The organism is Gammaproteobacteria bacterium (genome assembly GCA_021647245.1).
GTDB lineage: Bacteria > Pseudomonadota > Gammaproteobacteria > RBG-16-57-12 > RBG-16-57-12 > JAFLJP01.
Map to the genome: position 1 here is coordinate 23782 of JAKIVC010000015.1, position 14684 is coordinate 38465.

Below are 14684 nucleotides of genomic sequence, written 5' to 3' on the forward strand. Positions count from 1 at the left end.
CACATTTGGAGCCTGACTGAATTCGCCAAAGGATAACCGCTAATGGGTGAAACTGATTTACAACCACTCTGCACGCTACTTCGTCAGCAGCGCTGGGCCGCCCTTGCCACCGTCCGCAACGGCGAACCCTACTGTAGCATGATCGCCTACGCTACAACGGATGACCTTTCGAGCCTGATCCTGCACCTCAGCACACTGGCACCCCACACGCAGCGGCTGTTAAAAATGCCACAAATATCCATTGCGATCAGTGAAACAGAGCAATCATCAAAGGATCCGCAAACCCTCGCCCGTGTCACCCTTAACGGCCACATTCAAGCCATCGAAAAGAGTGATCCTTGCTACGCCACTCTCAAACAACGCTATCTAAAACAGCTGCCCGATGCCGACATGCTCTTCTCATTCGCAGACTTCAAGCTCTACCGATTTATCGCCGATAAAATTCGCTACGTCGGCGGCTTTGCCAATGCACACAGCATAAAGCCACAGCAATTAATTGAAGCAGCCAACCGAGCCTAACCTGGCACGACTTCAACACGCTCTAAACGGTAACCGTGTTGGTAAATGGCACTCAATTTAATACCGCTCTCAGTCGAAAAACCCAGTTTATTGCGTAATCGACTCACATGGGTATCTACGGTGCGGGTATTTACATCGGACGAAATCCCCCAAACAGACTCAAGAATCTCTCGGCGTGAAATCACGCGACCGATATTTTTAAACAAAAAGAGTGCCAGCTCATACTCTTTTTGCGTTAAATCAACCACAACACCCCCCTTCAAAATCCGATGCTGAGCGGGGTCAATTTTATAAGGGGGAAACGTCATATCGCCGCATCGCAACTTTTTGCACAACTGGGAACGGCGCAGCAGCGCCCTGATCCTCGCCAGCAATATCGGCTGGCTCACTGGTTTGGAAATATAGTCATCCGCCCCCAGTTCCAGCACATAGACAACATCCTCTTCACGCTCTTTTCGGGTAACAAACAGTATCGGAATCAGCCAATCCAGATTCTCACGCAGCCAACTCAACACTGCATCACCCTGAATACCGGGCAGAATCCAATCGATAATCAGCAGATCAAAACGATCATCCGCCACCACCGCCATCAACGCCTCCCCGGTCGCAAACACCGTCACCTCATAACCGGCATCGACCAACCATAGCCGCGTCAACTCAGCCACATGTGGGTCATCTTCCAACAAACCAATCTTCACCAAATCACTCCCTTGAATAGACCTAGAAACCTCAGCTTGATCAAAAACTCACACAAGCTCTTGGCGCATCTGAGGTTTCTAGGATAAAATATACGTCTGCATATAGATAGATTAGTACATATCCCACCGGTAGCGGCCATTTGGCCCTCAATAAGAGGCCCGACCTGCCAAAAAATGCACCCTCAACCATCGCCTGAGTGATATTCGCAAAAAAACAACAACCAGAAAAATTACTGCCTTTTTATTTATAAACAATAAGTTACAACCAATAAGCAATAAACAGCGGCAAACATAAAGCAGGCACCGTGACAAATTTACAACAAACTATTGCTTTCAGTTATGAACTCATGCTTTCATAGATACCGTAATAAAAAACAAACTATTCCGAGGGAGGAATTTAAACATGAAAAAGAATTTAATCGCACTGGCTGTTGCAGCCACCATGGTTCCGGCAATTGCAGCCGCTGAAGGCGCTTCTATTAGTGGTTATACCGACATCACTTGGACCCATGATAACGATACAAATCTTTTCTGGGCAACGGCTGAGGTTGACTTCCGTAATACTGTAGATTCCGTTACGGTTGGCCTTGACCTTGATGTTGATGCGGTAACTGGCGCACTGGATGTAGAGCAAGCATTTTTTGCTTGGGGTGCGGCTGAGAATGTTACGGTTATTGCAGGTAAATTCAACAACCCAATTGGTATGGATGCTGAAGACACTCTGGACCAACCAACCACAGAAGCTGGCTTGATCTACAGCGCCCTAGCTAACACAGCCACCGCGTTGCACGCCGGCAACAACGTATCGGGCTTGGCAGTTGCCTACAATGCGGGTGTTGCTACCATCACTGTTGGCCTTCTGAATGAAATCACTGGTGGTGGTAATGTCTCCCAGCAGGGTGACAACTCTTTTGCAGTAGTTGTAAATGCAACACCTGTTGAAGGCCTGGATATCGAATTTGGCTATGTCACCATTGACAACACTACAGCTGGCTTGGGCGATAGCGCATGGGATCTCAATGCCTCTTTCAACACAGGCCCTATCACTGTCACAGCTGAAATTCTTGCGGTTGATGCACTAAATGATGAGCTTTACGGCCTTGGTGCATACTACGATGTAATGGAAGGCACACAGGTTGGTGTTCGCTATGAAAGCAATGACAATGCCGATGCAACACAAATCAACCTGATTGCTTGGCATGACCTTGCTGAAAACCTGACTGTAGGCCTTGGTTACAACATCAACGAAGTAGCCAATGTTGATAATGAGAATGCCATCGTCGAGTTCTTGGCCAAGTTCTAAGCTTAAGAACAAAAAAGTAACGGCTACATAATTGAGCCGGGCTTCTGCCCGGCTCTTTTTTTGCCTGAAAATCGGCACCCACAACAGAAGCAACCCCAACCAACCACGCCTGTAAGAGCAAGCTTCAGCTTGCGAAACAATCCACAAACACATCGCCATCTAAAGATGGCTCCTACAACAGAAGCAAGACAAAACCGCCTGTAAGAGCAAGCTTCAGCTTGCGAAACAATCCACAAACACATCGCCATCTAAAGATGGCTCCTACAACAGAAGCAAGACAAAACCGCCTGTAGGAGCAAGCTTCAGCTTGCGAAACAATCCACAAACCACAAACCCACCCCACCCATCAATAAATTCACAACCACGCGGCACTCCAAAAGGGATAATCGCCAATTGAATCCACCAGCCCGGCTCGCAATGGGTTGGCCACTATGTACCGGGCTACGGCCTTGATGTTCTCTTCTTTACGAAGCGCATGATCATGAAAACCGTGCTGCCAAACCTTACCGCTACACTGAGAGAGGCGGTTTATCTCATAACCGCTCTTCGACTTAACCCTCTGCACAACCCGACTTAAGCTGACACCACCCAACTGCATCAACCAATGAAAATGGTCCGGCATAACCACATAGGCAAGGGTATCTGCCTGTTTCTTTGCGGTGGAATCCAGCAACGCCAAAATCACCACACGCGCCCGATCAAAATCATGAAATAACGGCTGGCGATTATGGGTTACTGCGGTGATCAGATAGATTTGCCCCTACGCTGAGTATCGCCCTTTGCGTAGGCTTCGGCCATGGGGGGGTGCTGGTGTCATGATAATCCTCCTTGATTATTTTTTAATATCTGCTTGTAGAATAATCCAACCCTATCGCAAGCTCTCGAATCCGCTTTTGTTGTAGGAGCCATCTTTAGATGGCGATCGGTTTAATCTGCCAACCCTCTCATCGGCGCTTCAACCCAAAATCATCTTAAGACCAACCAGCACCAATACTGCGGCAAAAATCCGTTTCAATATCAATTGCGGGATTTTGTGTACCCGTTGGGCGCTCAGTCGTGCGGTTAACAGGCTGGTCAACAAAATACCGGCAAGTGCGGGCAGGTAGATATACCCCACGGCCCACGGTAACGCCTGCTGATGGTTCGCCTCACCCAGCCAGATAAAACTTGCCGTGCCCACCAGGGCGATGGGAAAACCACACGCCGCTGAGGTGGCGACGGCACGCCGCATATTGACACCACACCAACTCAAAAACGGCACCATGAGGCTGCCACCACCAATGCCCAACAGTGCAGAGACCGCTCCGGTTGCGCTACCGGCTACGGAGTAGACCCAGCGGCTGTGCGCTGATCGCGGTGATTTTGGGATCAGCGAGAAGAGTATTTGGGCCGCAACCAACAGCTCAAAAAAACCGAAAAGTATTCGCAAGGTGCGACTCTCCAGTTGATCGGCCATCAGGCTGCCTGCAACCACGCCCAAGATGATGCCCGGTAGCAGTTGACGCAGCTGCGGCCACTGCACGCTTCCCTGCTGGTGGTGGCTATAGATTGATGAGAGGGAGGTGAAGATAATAGTGGCCAGCGAGGTGCCAATGGCCATGTGCATTACCTGCTCACTCGGCAGTCCCTGCGCGCCAAACAGCATATAGAGTGCGGGCACAATAATCACTCCGCCACCCAAGCCCAGCAACCCTGCGGTGGCACCCGCAATCAGCCCCAGCGCAAGATAGATGAATAGACCCTCAATCATCTACCTGGCTATCGCATCCAGATCGTCTTGGCATTCACAAATTCACGAATCCCCAGCAGACTCAGCTCCCGACCATAGCCGGACTGCTTGATGCCACCGAAAGGCAAACGCGCATCACTTTTGACCATACCATTGACAAAAACAGCCCCGGCCTCTACCTGCCGCGCCAACTGCTCGCCACGCGGGAGGTTTTCCGTCCAGACACTACCACCCAGCCCAAAAACAGAGTCATTGGCAACCTTTATCGCCTCACCCTCGGTTTCAACCCTGATCACGATGGCCACCGGGCCAAACAGCTCTTCACTATAAGCCAACATACCCGGCTTAACATGATCCAAAATTGAGGGTAGATAAAATGCCCCCGCCCCGCTAACGGGCTGACAGCCGGTTAATGCCTTGGCTCCCTGTTCAACTGAAGTGAGTACCTGCTGGTGAAGCTCATTCCGCAAATCCACCCGCGCCATCGGTGCCAATGATGTTGTTTCATCCATGGGGTTGCCCACTTTGAGCTGCTCTACCGCTGTTTTAAATTGCGCAACAAATTGCTGCGCAATCGCCGCTACCACAATAAAGCGTTTTGCCGCGATACAGCTCTGCCCTGCATTGAGGTAACGCGAGGCAACCGCCGCTCGCACTGCTTGCTCGATATGGGCATCTTCCAGCACAATAAAGGGGTCTGAACCACCCAGCTCCAGCACGCATTTTTTAAGTGCGCCTCCCGCCACTGCCGCCACCTGCCGACCCGCCGGTGTGCTGCCGGTGAGTGACACCGCGTGCACTCGATCATCTTCAATCACCGCTTTCACTTGTGATGCCTTGATCATCAAGCTGGTGAAGAGACCTTCCGGCAGTCCGGCATCGATCATTAATTGTTGTAGTGCCAACGCACATTGCGGCACATTCGAGGCGTGTTTTAACAGTGCACAATTTCCTGCCATCAGTACCGGCACCGCAAAACGCATCACCTGCCACAGAGGGAAGTTCCATGGCATGATCGCCAGAATGGTGCCAAGCGGCTGATAGGCGACCAAGCTACGTCCAGCATCTGACTCAAGCACTTCATCAGCCAGAAACGTGGCGGCATTGCTCGCATAGTAGTCACAAATGTCAGCACATTTATCCACTTCTGCCAGTGACTCTCTATATAGCTTGCCCATCTCCTGAGTGATGAGTGTAGCCAGCAACGCTTTACGCTCACGAACCACCTGGCCTAGCTTGCGCAGATAAACTGCACGTTCAGCAATCGGCACGGCGGCCCAGTATGGCACCATTTTAGCGCTTTTTTGCAGTGCGCCCTCTATCTGAGCATCACCCCAACTGGGAATCTCTTTTAAAGTGCGCCCATCAAGCGGACTAATAACCTTAAATGTCATGGCGGCCTCCAATAACCGTTGACGATAACTCGCTTTGCAATCTGTTAGAATCGCTAAGCAGCCTCTACTATACAGGCGGGAGGCTGCTGATAGATAGCCCAACAACAACCCATATTTTGGAGTAATTTATGCAAATATACCTAGTCGGTGGCGCTGTGCGTGACAAGCTTCTCCAGCGCGCAGTTCATGAACGTGACTGGGTTGTTGTTGGGGCGACACCACAGGAGATGCTATCGCAAGGGTATCGCCAGGTAGGGAAAGATTTTCCGGTGTTCCTTCATCCCGAGAGCAATGAAGAGTACGCCCTTGCCCGTACCGAACGTAAGACCGCACCCGGCTACTACGGCTTTGATGTACAGGCTGCGCCCGATGTCTCGCTGGAAGAGGATCTACTGCGGCGCGACCTCACCATCAACGCCATCGCAGAGGGTCACAATGGCCAACTGATCGACCCCTTTAATGGTCAGCAGGATATTAAAAACAGAGTTTTACGCCACGTCTCGCCCGCTTTTTCAGAAGATCCGGTACGCATTTTACGCCTTGCGCGCTTTGCCGCTCGCTTTGCTCATCTTGGCTTTAGTATCGCGGATGAGACCATGACACTGATGCGTGAGATGGTTGAAAACGGTGAAGTGGATGCATTAGTCGCCGAACGGGTCTGGACAGAGCTTGATAAAGCACTGCGTGAGCAGACCCCAAGTCGTTTTATTGAAGTGCTGCGTGAGTGTGGCGCACTGGCGCGCCTCTTTCCTGAAATCGACCACCTGTTTGGCGTACCACAACCCGCCAAATATCACCCCGAAATTGATACCGGCCTGCACACAATGATGGCATTACAGCAGGCCGCCCGGCTGAGTAGCGACAATACCGTGCGCTTTGCCGCACTCATGCACGACCTCGGAAAGGGGGACACCGACCCCGAACTGTGGCCCAAACACCACGCCCACGAACAGCGCGGCGTACCGTTAGTAGAAGCACTCTGTGAGCGCTTTAGAGTGCCCAATGAGTATAAAGAGTTGGCACTTATGGTCACCCGCTATCACGGAAAATATCACCGTGCGGGTGAAATGCGCCCGGGTAAGCTACTGCAACTGCTTGAAGATTGTGATGCACTGCGCCGCCCGCAACGCTTTGAGCTGTTTTTAATTGCCTGCGAAGCCGACTCCCGGGGGCGTACTGGCTTTGAGGGTAAAGCGTACTCACAGCCAGCCCTTCTAAAGGCAGCGCTGAATGCGGCGCAACGGGTTACCGCCCAGCCATTTATTGCTCAAGAACTAAAGGGTGTTGCGATAAAAGAAGCGATGCAGCAGGCACGCATTCAAGCCATACAAAAAATCACAAGCAAGCAGATTAACAACCCACCCCAGCCCTTGTAAAAGGGTCAATATCTCTTACACAGTGCCAGGTGGCCCACAAAAACAGACAACCAGGCCCTTGTTCTTAGAGGAATACACTGAGTAGTTACGCCCTTTTTATCCGTGCATCCTCTCCTGAAAAAATCTCAGCTTACATTTACGACAAAAAAAAGCCCCGCCTTGCCGCGGGGCTTTTTTGTTACACCCACCTTACATTCTGACTAGAAGCTTATCCTGAGTCGAGTAATTATCGGCCGGGTAAAATGAATTATAAATCCGGCGAAGGCATGACTACCCAAAGCTGGCTAAACCACTGGTAGCGTCGCCTACTATCGGGCGCGGTGCAAGTATATCGATGTCGACCAACAGACAATGGCTTGACCGCCTGTATTGAAAACTGAAGACGCTCTCTGTCCAGCCACTCAATATCCATCCTTCCCTGACCTGATGCGTAACACGCCAACTCAGCAACACCCTCCACACTCTTCTCCAGAGCAATCACAAGTTGTGGTGCATGCTGACCGCGCCAGATCGGATTTTCAATGGATTGTTGCGCGATTGCCAGTGGGTAGCTGTTAACCTTTAATGCAAAATCAGCCATGTCACTATAATGCTCATTAATCGGAAAACGCGCAACTGCCTGTGGATTACTTTTAGCCGATATAGCCCCCGAGTGCTGGCCAATACCGTAATAACCAAGTAATTTAACAATCGCCATCAGCTCGGTTGAATACTCACCATAAGGGTAGGCAAAAAAATTGGGCGCATCACCCAACTCTTCCATCAGGCGCTGCTGGGCGTTCTCTATCTCCCCCATCACGCGCTGCTGATACTCACGCTCTGTTTCACCCGCCAAAGCCCGTACCATGTAGGCGTGACTTTTGCTATGATTCGCAATCGTCACGCCTGCGGCTTTCATCTCCCGCAATTGAGGCCAACTCAGATAGCGCCGAAACCCCTGATCAACAGGATCTGTCGCCACAAACAGAGTGAAAGGAAAACCCTTCGCCTGTAATCGCGGAAAAGCTTCTGTATATACCGATAGGTAGGCATCATCAAACGTGATGGCAATCGTGCGTTCAGGCAACCTTTCACCACTCAAAAGCAGTGTCAATATTCTCGACAATGGCCACACATTGAAGTCATGCTGCTGTAGATAATCAAGTTGCTGCTCGAACTGTTCAAGGGTTACATTGGTAGTAGGAATATCATCCTCCCCCACCCGATGGTAGGTCAATACCACAGCACTGCTCGCCCACAGCGGGGTCACGATAATAAAGTAAAAAAAAGAAAACCATGCAATTGAAAAAATTTTCATAACAGCAACCAGACTTTATTTTTCAAAGTAGTAAAACAAAAAAGGCGGCCAATGGCCGCCTCTTATTTAACGCAACTCGACTAATTATTAGCGATCACGTTTTTCCAACATATCATGAATCATTGGCGTTAAAATCAACTCCATTGCAAAGCCCATTTTGCCACCCGGAACAACCAGGGTATTTGGACGGGACATGAATGAGTCATGAATCATGCTCTGCAGGTACTGGAAGTCAACTGAACGATGGTCACGGAAGCGGATAACAATCATCGACTCATCCGGTGTGGGTATATCACGCGCAATGAAAGGATTTGAGGTGTCAACCGTTGGTACCCGCTGGAAGTTGATGTGTGTACGGGAAAACTGGGGCGTGACATAGTGCGTATAGTCTGGCATACGACGCAGGATAGTGTCGTTCACCGCCTCAACAGAGTAACCACGCTGGGCCGTATCGCGGTGAATCTTCTGAATCCACTCAAGATTAACAATCGGCACAACACCGATTAGCATATCGACAAAGCGCGCCGCATTGACATCACCATCAACAACTCCGCCGTGCAGCCCTTCATAAAAGAGCAGGTCGGAACCCTCAGGAATATCTTCCCAAGGTGTAAACGTACCTGCGGGCTGGCCATATGGCTCTGCCTCTTCATCATTGTGCAGGTAGTAGCGCTTTTTACCTGCGCCGGTTTCACCGTAGACTTTAAACAGCTCTTCGATCTTGTCGAATTCGTTGCCTTGTGCTCCAAAGTGGCTCAGAACGCGACCCTCTTCCTGTGCCTTTGCAAGCTCTTCTTTCATTTGCACACGGTCATAACGGTGAAAACTATCGCCCTCAACCACCACCGGATTGACACCTTCACGACGAAAGATGTGCTCAAAAGCATTTTTTACAGTTGAAGTGCCGGCACCTGAAGAGCCGGTTACAGCGATAACTGGATGTTTGGCAGACATAGAGTCTCTCCCTTAAACAATATTAAAAAGCAAAACCTGTGTGACGTTTTCATTGCCAATGATCAACATGGACATGCGCCAGAATCCGGCTATTCTAGCATAATTTCATGAATAAAAAATAACCACAAAATCATGACGTTATAAATTGGTTAGCCCTAATCTGGGGCGCTCTCTTCAACCGGCACCGCATAGCCACACTCTTTTTGTGGGCAGATCTTCTCAGCGCCTTTCCGTTTCGTGGTTTTGAGCGTCAAAATAGGCCAGCCACAATCCGGACAGGCTTCATCCACCGGCTCATTCCACACGGCATATTTACAGTCTGGGTAACTGGAGCAGGAGTAGAAAATTTTGCCGTAACGTGATTTACGCATCAGCATCTGCCCCTTACCGCACTCGGGGCAGGCAACGCCTGTCTCGGCGGGCTTTTCAATCGGCTCCAGATGCTTACATTTTGGATAGGCGCTACACCCTATAAACTTCCCATAACGCCCTTGGCGTATAAAAAGTGGCGCATCACAACTCGGACACGTCCTCCCCTCGACCACTTCAGGTGTATTCCCACCCTCCTCACCATCGAGGCTGCGGGTGTAGTCACACTCAGGGTATCCGCTGCAACCGATAAAGGTACCCCTACGACCAAGGCGCTTACTGAGTGGCTTGTCGCACTTGGGGCATTTTTCATCCAGCTCTTCCTGGGTAACATCCTTACGACTGACCGACTGTTCTTTATCATCCACCAGCGCTTTAAATGGCCCCCAGAATTTTTTCATCAGCGGGATCCACTCTTTTTCCCCCCTGGAGACCTCATCAAGTTCATCTTCCAGCTTTGCGGTGAAATTGTAATCAACGTACTGAGTGAAGTGCTCCGTCAAAAATTTATTAACAACACGACCAACATCTGTTGGTGTGAAGCGGCGCTTTTCCAGATCAACATATTCACGAGAGGTGAGCGTTGAAATAATACTGGCGTAGGTAGAGGGACGGCCTATACCGTGCTCTTCCAGTGTTTTGACCAGGCTCGCCTCTGTGTAGCGCGGGGGTGGCTCGGTGAAGTGCTGCTCTGCCCTGATTTCATTCAATTCGACCGTATCGCCCTCTTTCATCGGCGGCAGCAAGCGCTCGTCATCGGAGCCTGATTTGGCATCGTCGACACTCTCTTGGTAAACCGCCATAAAGCCTAGCTTGGCTATGGTTGAGCCGGTAGCACGAAACAGATTTTCAGGCTCTCCCGCCATCAGGTCAATACCGACGGTATGAATGGTTGCATGCACCATCTGAGAGGCGATTGAACGTTTCCAGATAAGATCGTACAACCGCGCCTGATCCTTGCTTAAAGCGCCCTTGATTTTATCGGGCCGCAGAGAGGCACTGGTTGGTCGAACCGCCTCATGCGCCTCTTGAGCGTTCTTAGCCTTTGTTTTAAACACGCGAGGCTTTTCAGGCAGGTTTTCTGCACCATAGCGCTCGCTGATTAGCGCCCGAATATCGGCCAATGCATCCTGAGAGAGTGTCACCGAATCAGTACGCATGTAAGTAATTAAACCAATGGTTTCACCATCAACCTCAATCCCCTCATAGAGCTGCTGAGCGGTACGCATAGTGCGTTGCGTAGAGAAGCCTAGTTTTCGTGAGGCCTCTTGTTGCAGTGTTGAGGTGGTAAAAGGTGCGGCGGGGTTACGCTTTCGCTGTTTTTTGTCAACATTGGTAACCGTCAACTTTCCAGCAGAAGCGGCAACCAGGTCAGCACGCACTGCATTGGCCTGTTCAGTCTCGGTAATACTAAATTGGGAGAGCTTGTCACCATGATAGCGAGCCAGCTTGGCAGAGAAGTCGGGGGTGTCGGCTTCAATGCTCCAGTATTCACGGGACTGGAACTTTTCAATCTCCAGCTCACGCTCAACGATCATCCGCAGTGCCGGACTCTGAACGCGGCCGGCAGAGAGACCCCTACGTATTTTTTTCCACAAAAGGGGAGAGAGGTTAAAGCCAACCAGATAGTCCAACGCACGGCGGCTCTGCTGCGCGTTCACTAGATCCATCGAGAGCTCGCGAGGGTGCTTTATGGCCTCTTGAATCGCACGCTTGGTGATTTCGTGAAAAACTACCCGCGCACACTTTTTCCCTTTTAGCGCGCCCTCCTTCTCCAACAGGTCATACAGGTGCCAGGATATCGCTTCACCCTCGCGATCCGGATCCGTTGCCAGTAACAGAGTATCTGCCTTTTTCATCGCTTTGCGAATAGCATCAACATGTCGCTGATTTTTTTCAATAACCTGATACTTCATAGTGAAGTTTTCAGTATCGACAGCACCCTCTTTGGGCAACAGATCACGCACATGCCCATAGGATGCAAGCACATAATAATCTTTACCGAGGTACTTATTTATTGTCTTCGCTTTGGCGGGCGATTCGACGATAACGAGTTTTGAGGCCATAAGTAGGTTGTGATTCTTTGTGAGAGATGTCCGCTGCCTAAACCGGCAGCACTATAGGTATCGGGTGTTCAAAAACAGTGCAAAGAGCCGCCTAATGAACGGCGCTCTCATTTTCCTGGAAGACAATGTTCTCCATCCATGCAAATTCAGCCTCTTGTCCAGGCCGGTTGTAGAGTACCAGCATCACAATCCATTTCACTTGATCAAGCTCAATTTCATCGCTCTCCAGTGCCATGATGCGATCCAGCACCAGCTCCCGCGAAATAGCATCTAGAATACCAAACGCTTCCATTGAGATAAGGAACCCCTGACAACTCAAGTCAAGCCGCGAACACTCGTAACTGCTAAAGATGCGAGTGGCCTGGCCAGGGCGTTTTGGTAACGATGGGCTAATACCCTCCAAGTCACTCAAGCCCTCTAACCAGCAGAACGCCTTATGGATTTGCTGTGGTTCAAAGCCGGCTTCAGCCAGCTCATCTTGTAGTGTCGCCTGATCCGCTTCCGGGCCGTCACTTTCAAGGTGATTTTCAAAGAGATAGATAAGGATATCCAGTACATTTTCTTTCATTTAGTCACCTTTTCAGGAAGCTTGTAATAGCGTCCCGCGGAGGATACAACGAGGTCATTTAGCTCTAGCTGTATCAGCATGGAGGAAATTTGTTCCGCCGTCAATCCACAGCGCGCAATCAATTCGTCCACTGAAACGGGGTCATCGCCAATATTCTTCAAAAGCAGCTCCAGTGACTCATCCAACTGCACATTTAAACCGCTTTCCGGTGGTTCAGTTTTCGATGATAGAAAAGGTGATAGCTGAACATCAATCTCTTGTAAAATATCTGATAGCGACTCAACCAGTTTTGCCCCGTCACGCAGCAGCTGATGGCACCCTTTGCTCATCGGGTTATGGATTGAACCCGGTATTGCAAACACCTCACGCCCCTGCTCGGCAGCTAGGCGCGCACTGATCAGCGAGCCACTTGCTAAGCCCGCCTCAACCACCAGCACGCCGAGTGACAAACCACTGATAATACGGTTGCGGCGGGGGAAGTTCCCAGGATTGGGAGTGGTGCCCAGCGGGAACTCTGAAATCACCACGCCTGATTCAATAATTTGCCGCGCTAAAGCGTGATTACTGCGCGGGTAGAGAATATCCAGACCGGTACCCGTGACCGCAATCGTCTGCCCCTGCGAACTGAGCGCTCCTTTATGCGCTTCTGCATCGACACCCATCGCCAGGCCACTGGTAATAATCAGACCTGCCTGGCTCAGCGCATACGCAAAGTTATACGCATTTTGCAGACCTTGAGGTGTGGGATTTCGACTCCCCACAATGGCTATTTGGGGATCTTTCAGCAGGTCAACATCACCCTTGGCAAACAACAGAGGCGGGGGATCTGCAATCTGCTTTAAAAGCGATGGGTAATCGGGACTACTGAGGGGAATAATATGGCAAGCCGGCTGCTCTGCCCATAAAAGAGCCTTCTCAGTACGCTTCCAGCCAGGGTTTTTTATATAGGCTTGAGCGCGCTGGGGAAGCTTTGACAATAGCTCATCATGACCGCCACTAAACAATCTTTCTGGGGTGTCAATATGCTCTAGTATTGCGCGGTAACGACGTGGCCCTATCGTAGGAGTGTGCAGTAACTCCAGCCAGTACCTGATCTCATCCATGAGCTGATTCCCTGCTTAGTCCAAGGGCTAGAAAGTGTCATTCTGCACCTTGTCATTCACGTACATCTCTCGGTAGGCGCTCATAATCAGCGCATAGCTGGTATTTTCAAAAACACGAAACACCATGGCCACACCCGCCAGCGCATCGGGCAGTGTAATCTCTTCTTTCTCTTCGCTGCGCTGATCAACCACCATCCGGCCATGCTGCCAGACGGACAGCGTATGACCCGGCATAACACCATCAATCTCACCAAGGCTTAACACCACTACCTGATATTGCCCAATACGCTCAATGCCATCCAGAAGACCAATAATGTGTCCTTCCATCAACTCATCTGGCGCACGAGGGTTGAGCTGATCCAGTGTGGGCTGAGGAACAAAGGGTAATAGCTGGTCGCCATTTAAAACCTCACGATCTGACTCAACCACTCGCAAGGTCGAGGGATCATCAGCTACTAGCAATTGAGCCATACCCACGTAAGTTGCCTGATACCCCAACACCCGCTCTGGGTCATCCGGATCGGAATAAGCCTCCCCGGTGCGATAAATAATATACTCTTTGGAGTCTTCCAGAGCTAAATTACGCGCAAAGATCGTACTCCCTTCACCGGCAATCAGCCGCCCTTCACCATTTGCCAGTATGTAGCCTGAATAACCTAACTCCTGATCGCTAATCACATAGGATTTAGAGAGAAAAGGCTTAATCTCATCCATGGGAATCGCCGGAATTGATTTTGCAGCATTTGCCTCGGTATGAATTTGCGGGGATAACCTGACCACTTGGTCACTCATTCGCTCCAAGCTAAACACCGGCTTACCATCTTGATAAGTGAGATAAATAACATCTCCTGGATAGATAAGGTGAGGGTTTTTAATTTCTGGGTTATGCTGCCAAACTTGGGGCCAGCGCCATGGATCGCGTAAAAACTTCCCGGCAATACCCCAGAGGGTATCACCCTTCACAACGGTGTGATGGTCGGGATGGTCGGGGTTAATGACCACAGTTTGAGCGACTGCACTCATCGTAAATAGGAGCATCGAAACGGCAATCAACAGCGTTTTCATGACCATAGTCAATCCTTGTTAATTTGAAAAATAACATCGAGTGTAGCCGATGCCTCGTTATATCTCTATAAATCTGTTCTGTTTTTATCCTGAAATGCCCATAAATTATCCGAATCAGAGCCAGCAGCCTGCCAAACTATTCAAAACTCACTCACAATCACACCCACTATCTCGGCCATTTCACAGTTAAAATTAGCCCCGGCTGGTTTGTCTGCCCACCATCCCTTATAATCGGACATAACA

The 14684-nt window shown here is 50.2% G+C and carries 13 protein-coding genes; 3 read left to right on the forward strand and 10 right to left on the reverse strand.

Annotated features, from left to right (window positions below; all coding sequences use genetic code 11):
* Positions 1 to 42: 42 nt before the first annotated feature.
* Positions 43 to 519 (forward strand): CREG family protein, encoded by a 477-nt coding sequence (locus L3J94_05785; protein ID MCF6218261.1) that lies wholly within the window; start codon positions 43 to 45, stop codon positions 517 to 519.
* On the opposite strand, the gene L3J94_05790 is transcribed toward L3J94_05785, so the two are convergent.
* Positions 516 to 1217: a response regulator transcription factor gene (locus tag L3J94_05790; GenBank protein ID MCF6218262.1), complete on the reverse strand. Its 702-nt coding sequence runs from the start codon at positions 1215 to 1217 to the stop codon at positions 516 to 518. The two genes, L3J94_05785 and L3J94_05790, sit on opposite strands and share 4 nt — an antisense overlap.
* A 403-nt stretch (positions 1218 to 1620) precedes the next feature.
* Between L3J94_05790 and L3J94_05795 the strand changes: the two genes are divergently transcribed.
* A complete protein-coding gene (locus L3J94_05795; protein ID MCF6218263.1) occupies positions 1621 to 2520 on the forward strand; it encodes a porin in 900 nt (299 codons plus the stop codon).
* Between the two features lie 355 nt (positions 2521 to 2875).
* On the opposite strand, the gene L3J94_05800 is transcribed toward L3J94_05795, so the two are convergent.
* From L3J94_05800 to L3J94_05810, 3 genes are all read right to left on the reverse strand, one after another.
* Positions 2876 to 3274, reverse strand: a complete 399-nt coding sequence (locus L3J94_05800; protein ID MCF6218264.1) for a transposase — start codon at positions 3272 to 3274, stop codon at positions 2876 to 2878.
* A 201-nt stretch (positions 3275 to 3475) separates the two neighbouring features.
* Positions 3476 to 4270: a sulfite exporter TauE/SafE family protein gene (locus L3J94_05805; protein MCF6218265.1), complete on the reverse strand. Its 795-nt coding sequence runs from the start codon at positions 4268 to 4270 to the stop codon at positions 3476 to 3478.
* Between the two features lie 8 nt (positions 4271 to 4278).
* Positions 4279 to 5643 carry an NAD-dependent succinate-semialdehyde dehydrogenase gene (locus L3J94_05810; GenBank protein ID MCF6218266.1) on the reverse strand — a complete coding sequence of 455 codons (1365 nt, stop codon included), beginning with the start codon at positions 5641 to 5643 and terminating at the stop codon, positions 4279 to 4281.
* 128 nt (positions 5644 to 5771) lie between these two features.
* On the opposite strand from L3J94_05810, the gene L3J94_05815 reads away from it, so the two are divergent.
* Complete coding sequence (locus tag L3J94_05815) at positions 5772 to 7019, forward strand: multifunctional CCA addition/repair protein (GenBank protein ID MCF6218267.1); 1248 nt, start codon at positions 5772 to 5774, stop codon at positions 7017 to 7019.
* Positions 7020 to 7266: 247 nt separating this feature from the next.
* Here the strand turns inward: L3J94_05815 and L3J94_05820 are convergent, their stop codons facing one another.
* The 6 genes from L3J94_05820 to L3J94_05845 all read right to left on the reverse strand — a co-directional run bounded on the left by L3J94_05820 (position 7267) and on the right by L3J94_05845 (position 14447).
* Positions 7267 to 8316, reverse strand: a complete 1050-nt coding sequence (locus L3J94_05820; GenBank protein MCF6218268.1) for a polysaccharide deacetylase family protein — start codon at positions 8314 to 8316, stop codon at positions 7267 to 7269.
* Between the two features lie 87 nt (positions 8317 to 8403).
* Positions 8404 to 9270 (reverse strand): phosphoribulokinase, encoded by an 867-nt coding sequence (locus L3J94_05825; GenBank protein MCF6218269.1) that lies wholly within the window; start codon positions 9268 to 9270, stop codon positions 8404 to 8406.
* A 155-nt stretch (positions 9271 to 9425) separates the two neighbouring features.
* On the reverse strand, positions 9426 to 11705 hold the full coding sequence (gene topA / locus L3J94_05830; GenBank protein ID MCF6218270.1) for a type I DNA topoisomerase: 2280 nt from the start codon (positions 11703 to 11705) through the stop codon (positions 9426 to 9428).
* A 91-nt stretch (positions 11706 to 11796) separates the two neighbouring features.
* Positions 11797 to 12273: a DUF494 domain-containing protein gene (locus tag L3J94_05835; GenBank protein MCF6218271.1), complete on the reverse strand. Its 477-nt coding sequence runs from the start codon at positions 12271 to 12273 to the stop codon at positions 11797 to 11799.
* Positions 12270 to 13376, reverse strand: coding sequence for a DNA-processing protein DprA (dprA, locus tag L3J94_05840; GenBank protein ID MCF6218272.1), 1107 nt, complete (start codon positions 13374 to 13376; stop codon positions 12270 to 12272). Before dprA ends, L3J94_05835 begins: the two co-directional genes overlap by 4 nt.
* Positions 13377 to 13403: 27 nt before the next feature.
* Positions 13404 to 14447: a LysM peptidoglycan-binding domain-containing protein gene (locus L3J94_05845; GenBank protein ID MCF6218273.1), complete on the reverse strand. Its 1044-nt coding sequence runs from the start codon at positions 14445 to 14447 to the stop codon at positions 13404 to 13406.
* Positions 14448 to 14684 lie beyond the last annotated feature (237 nt).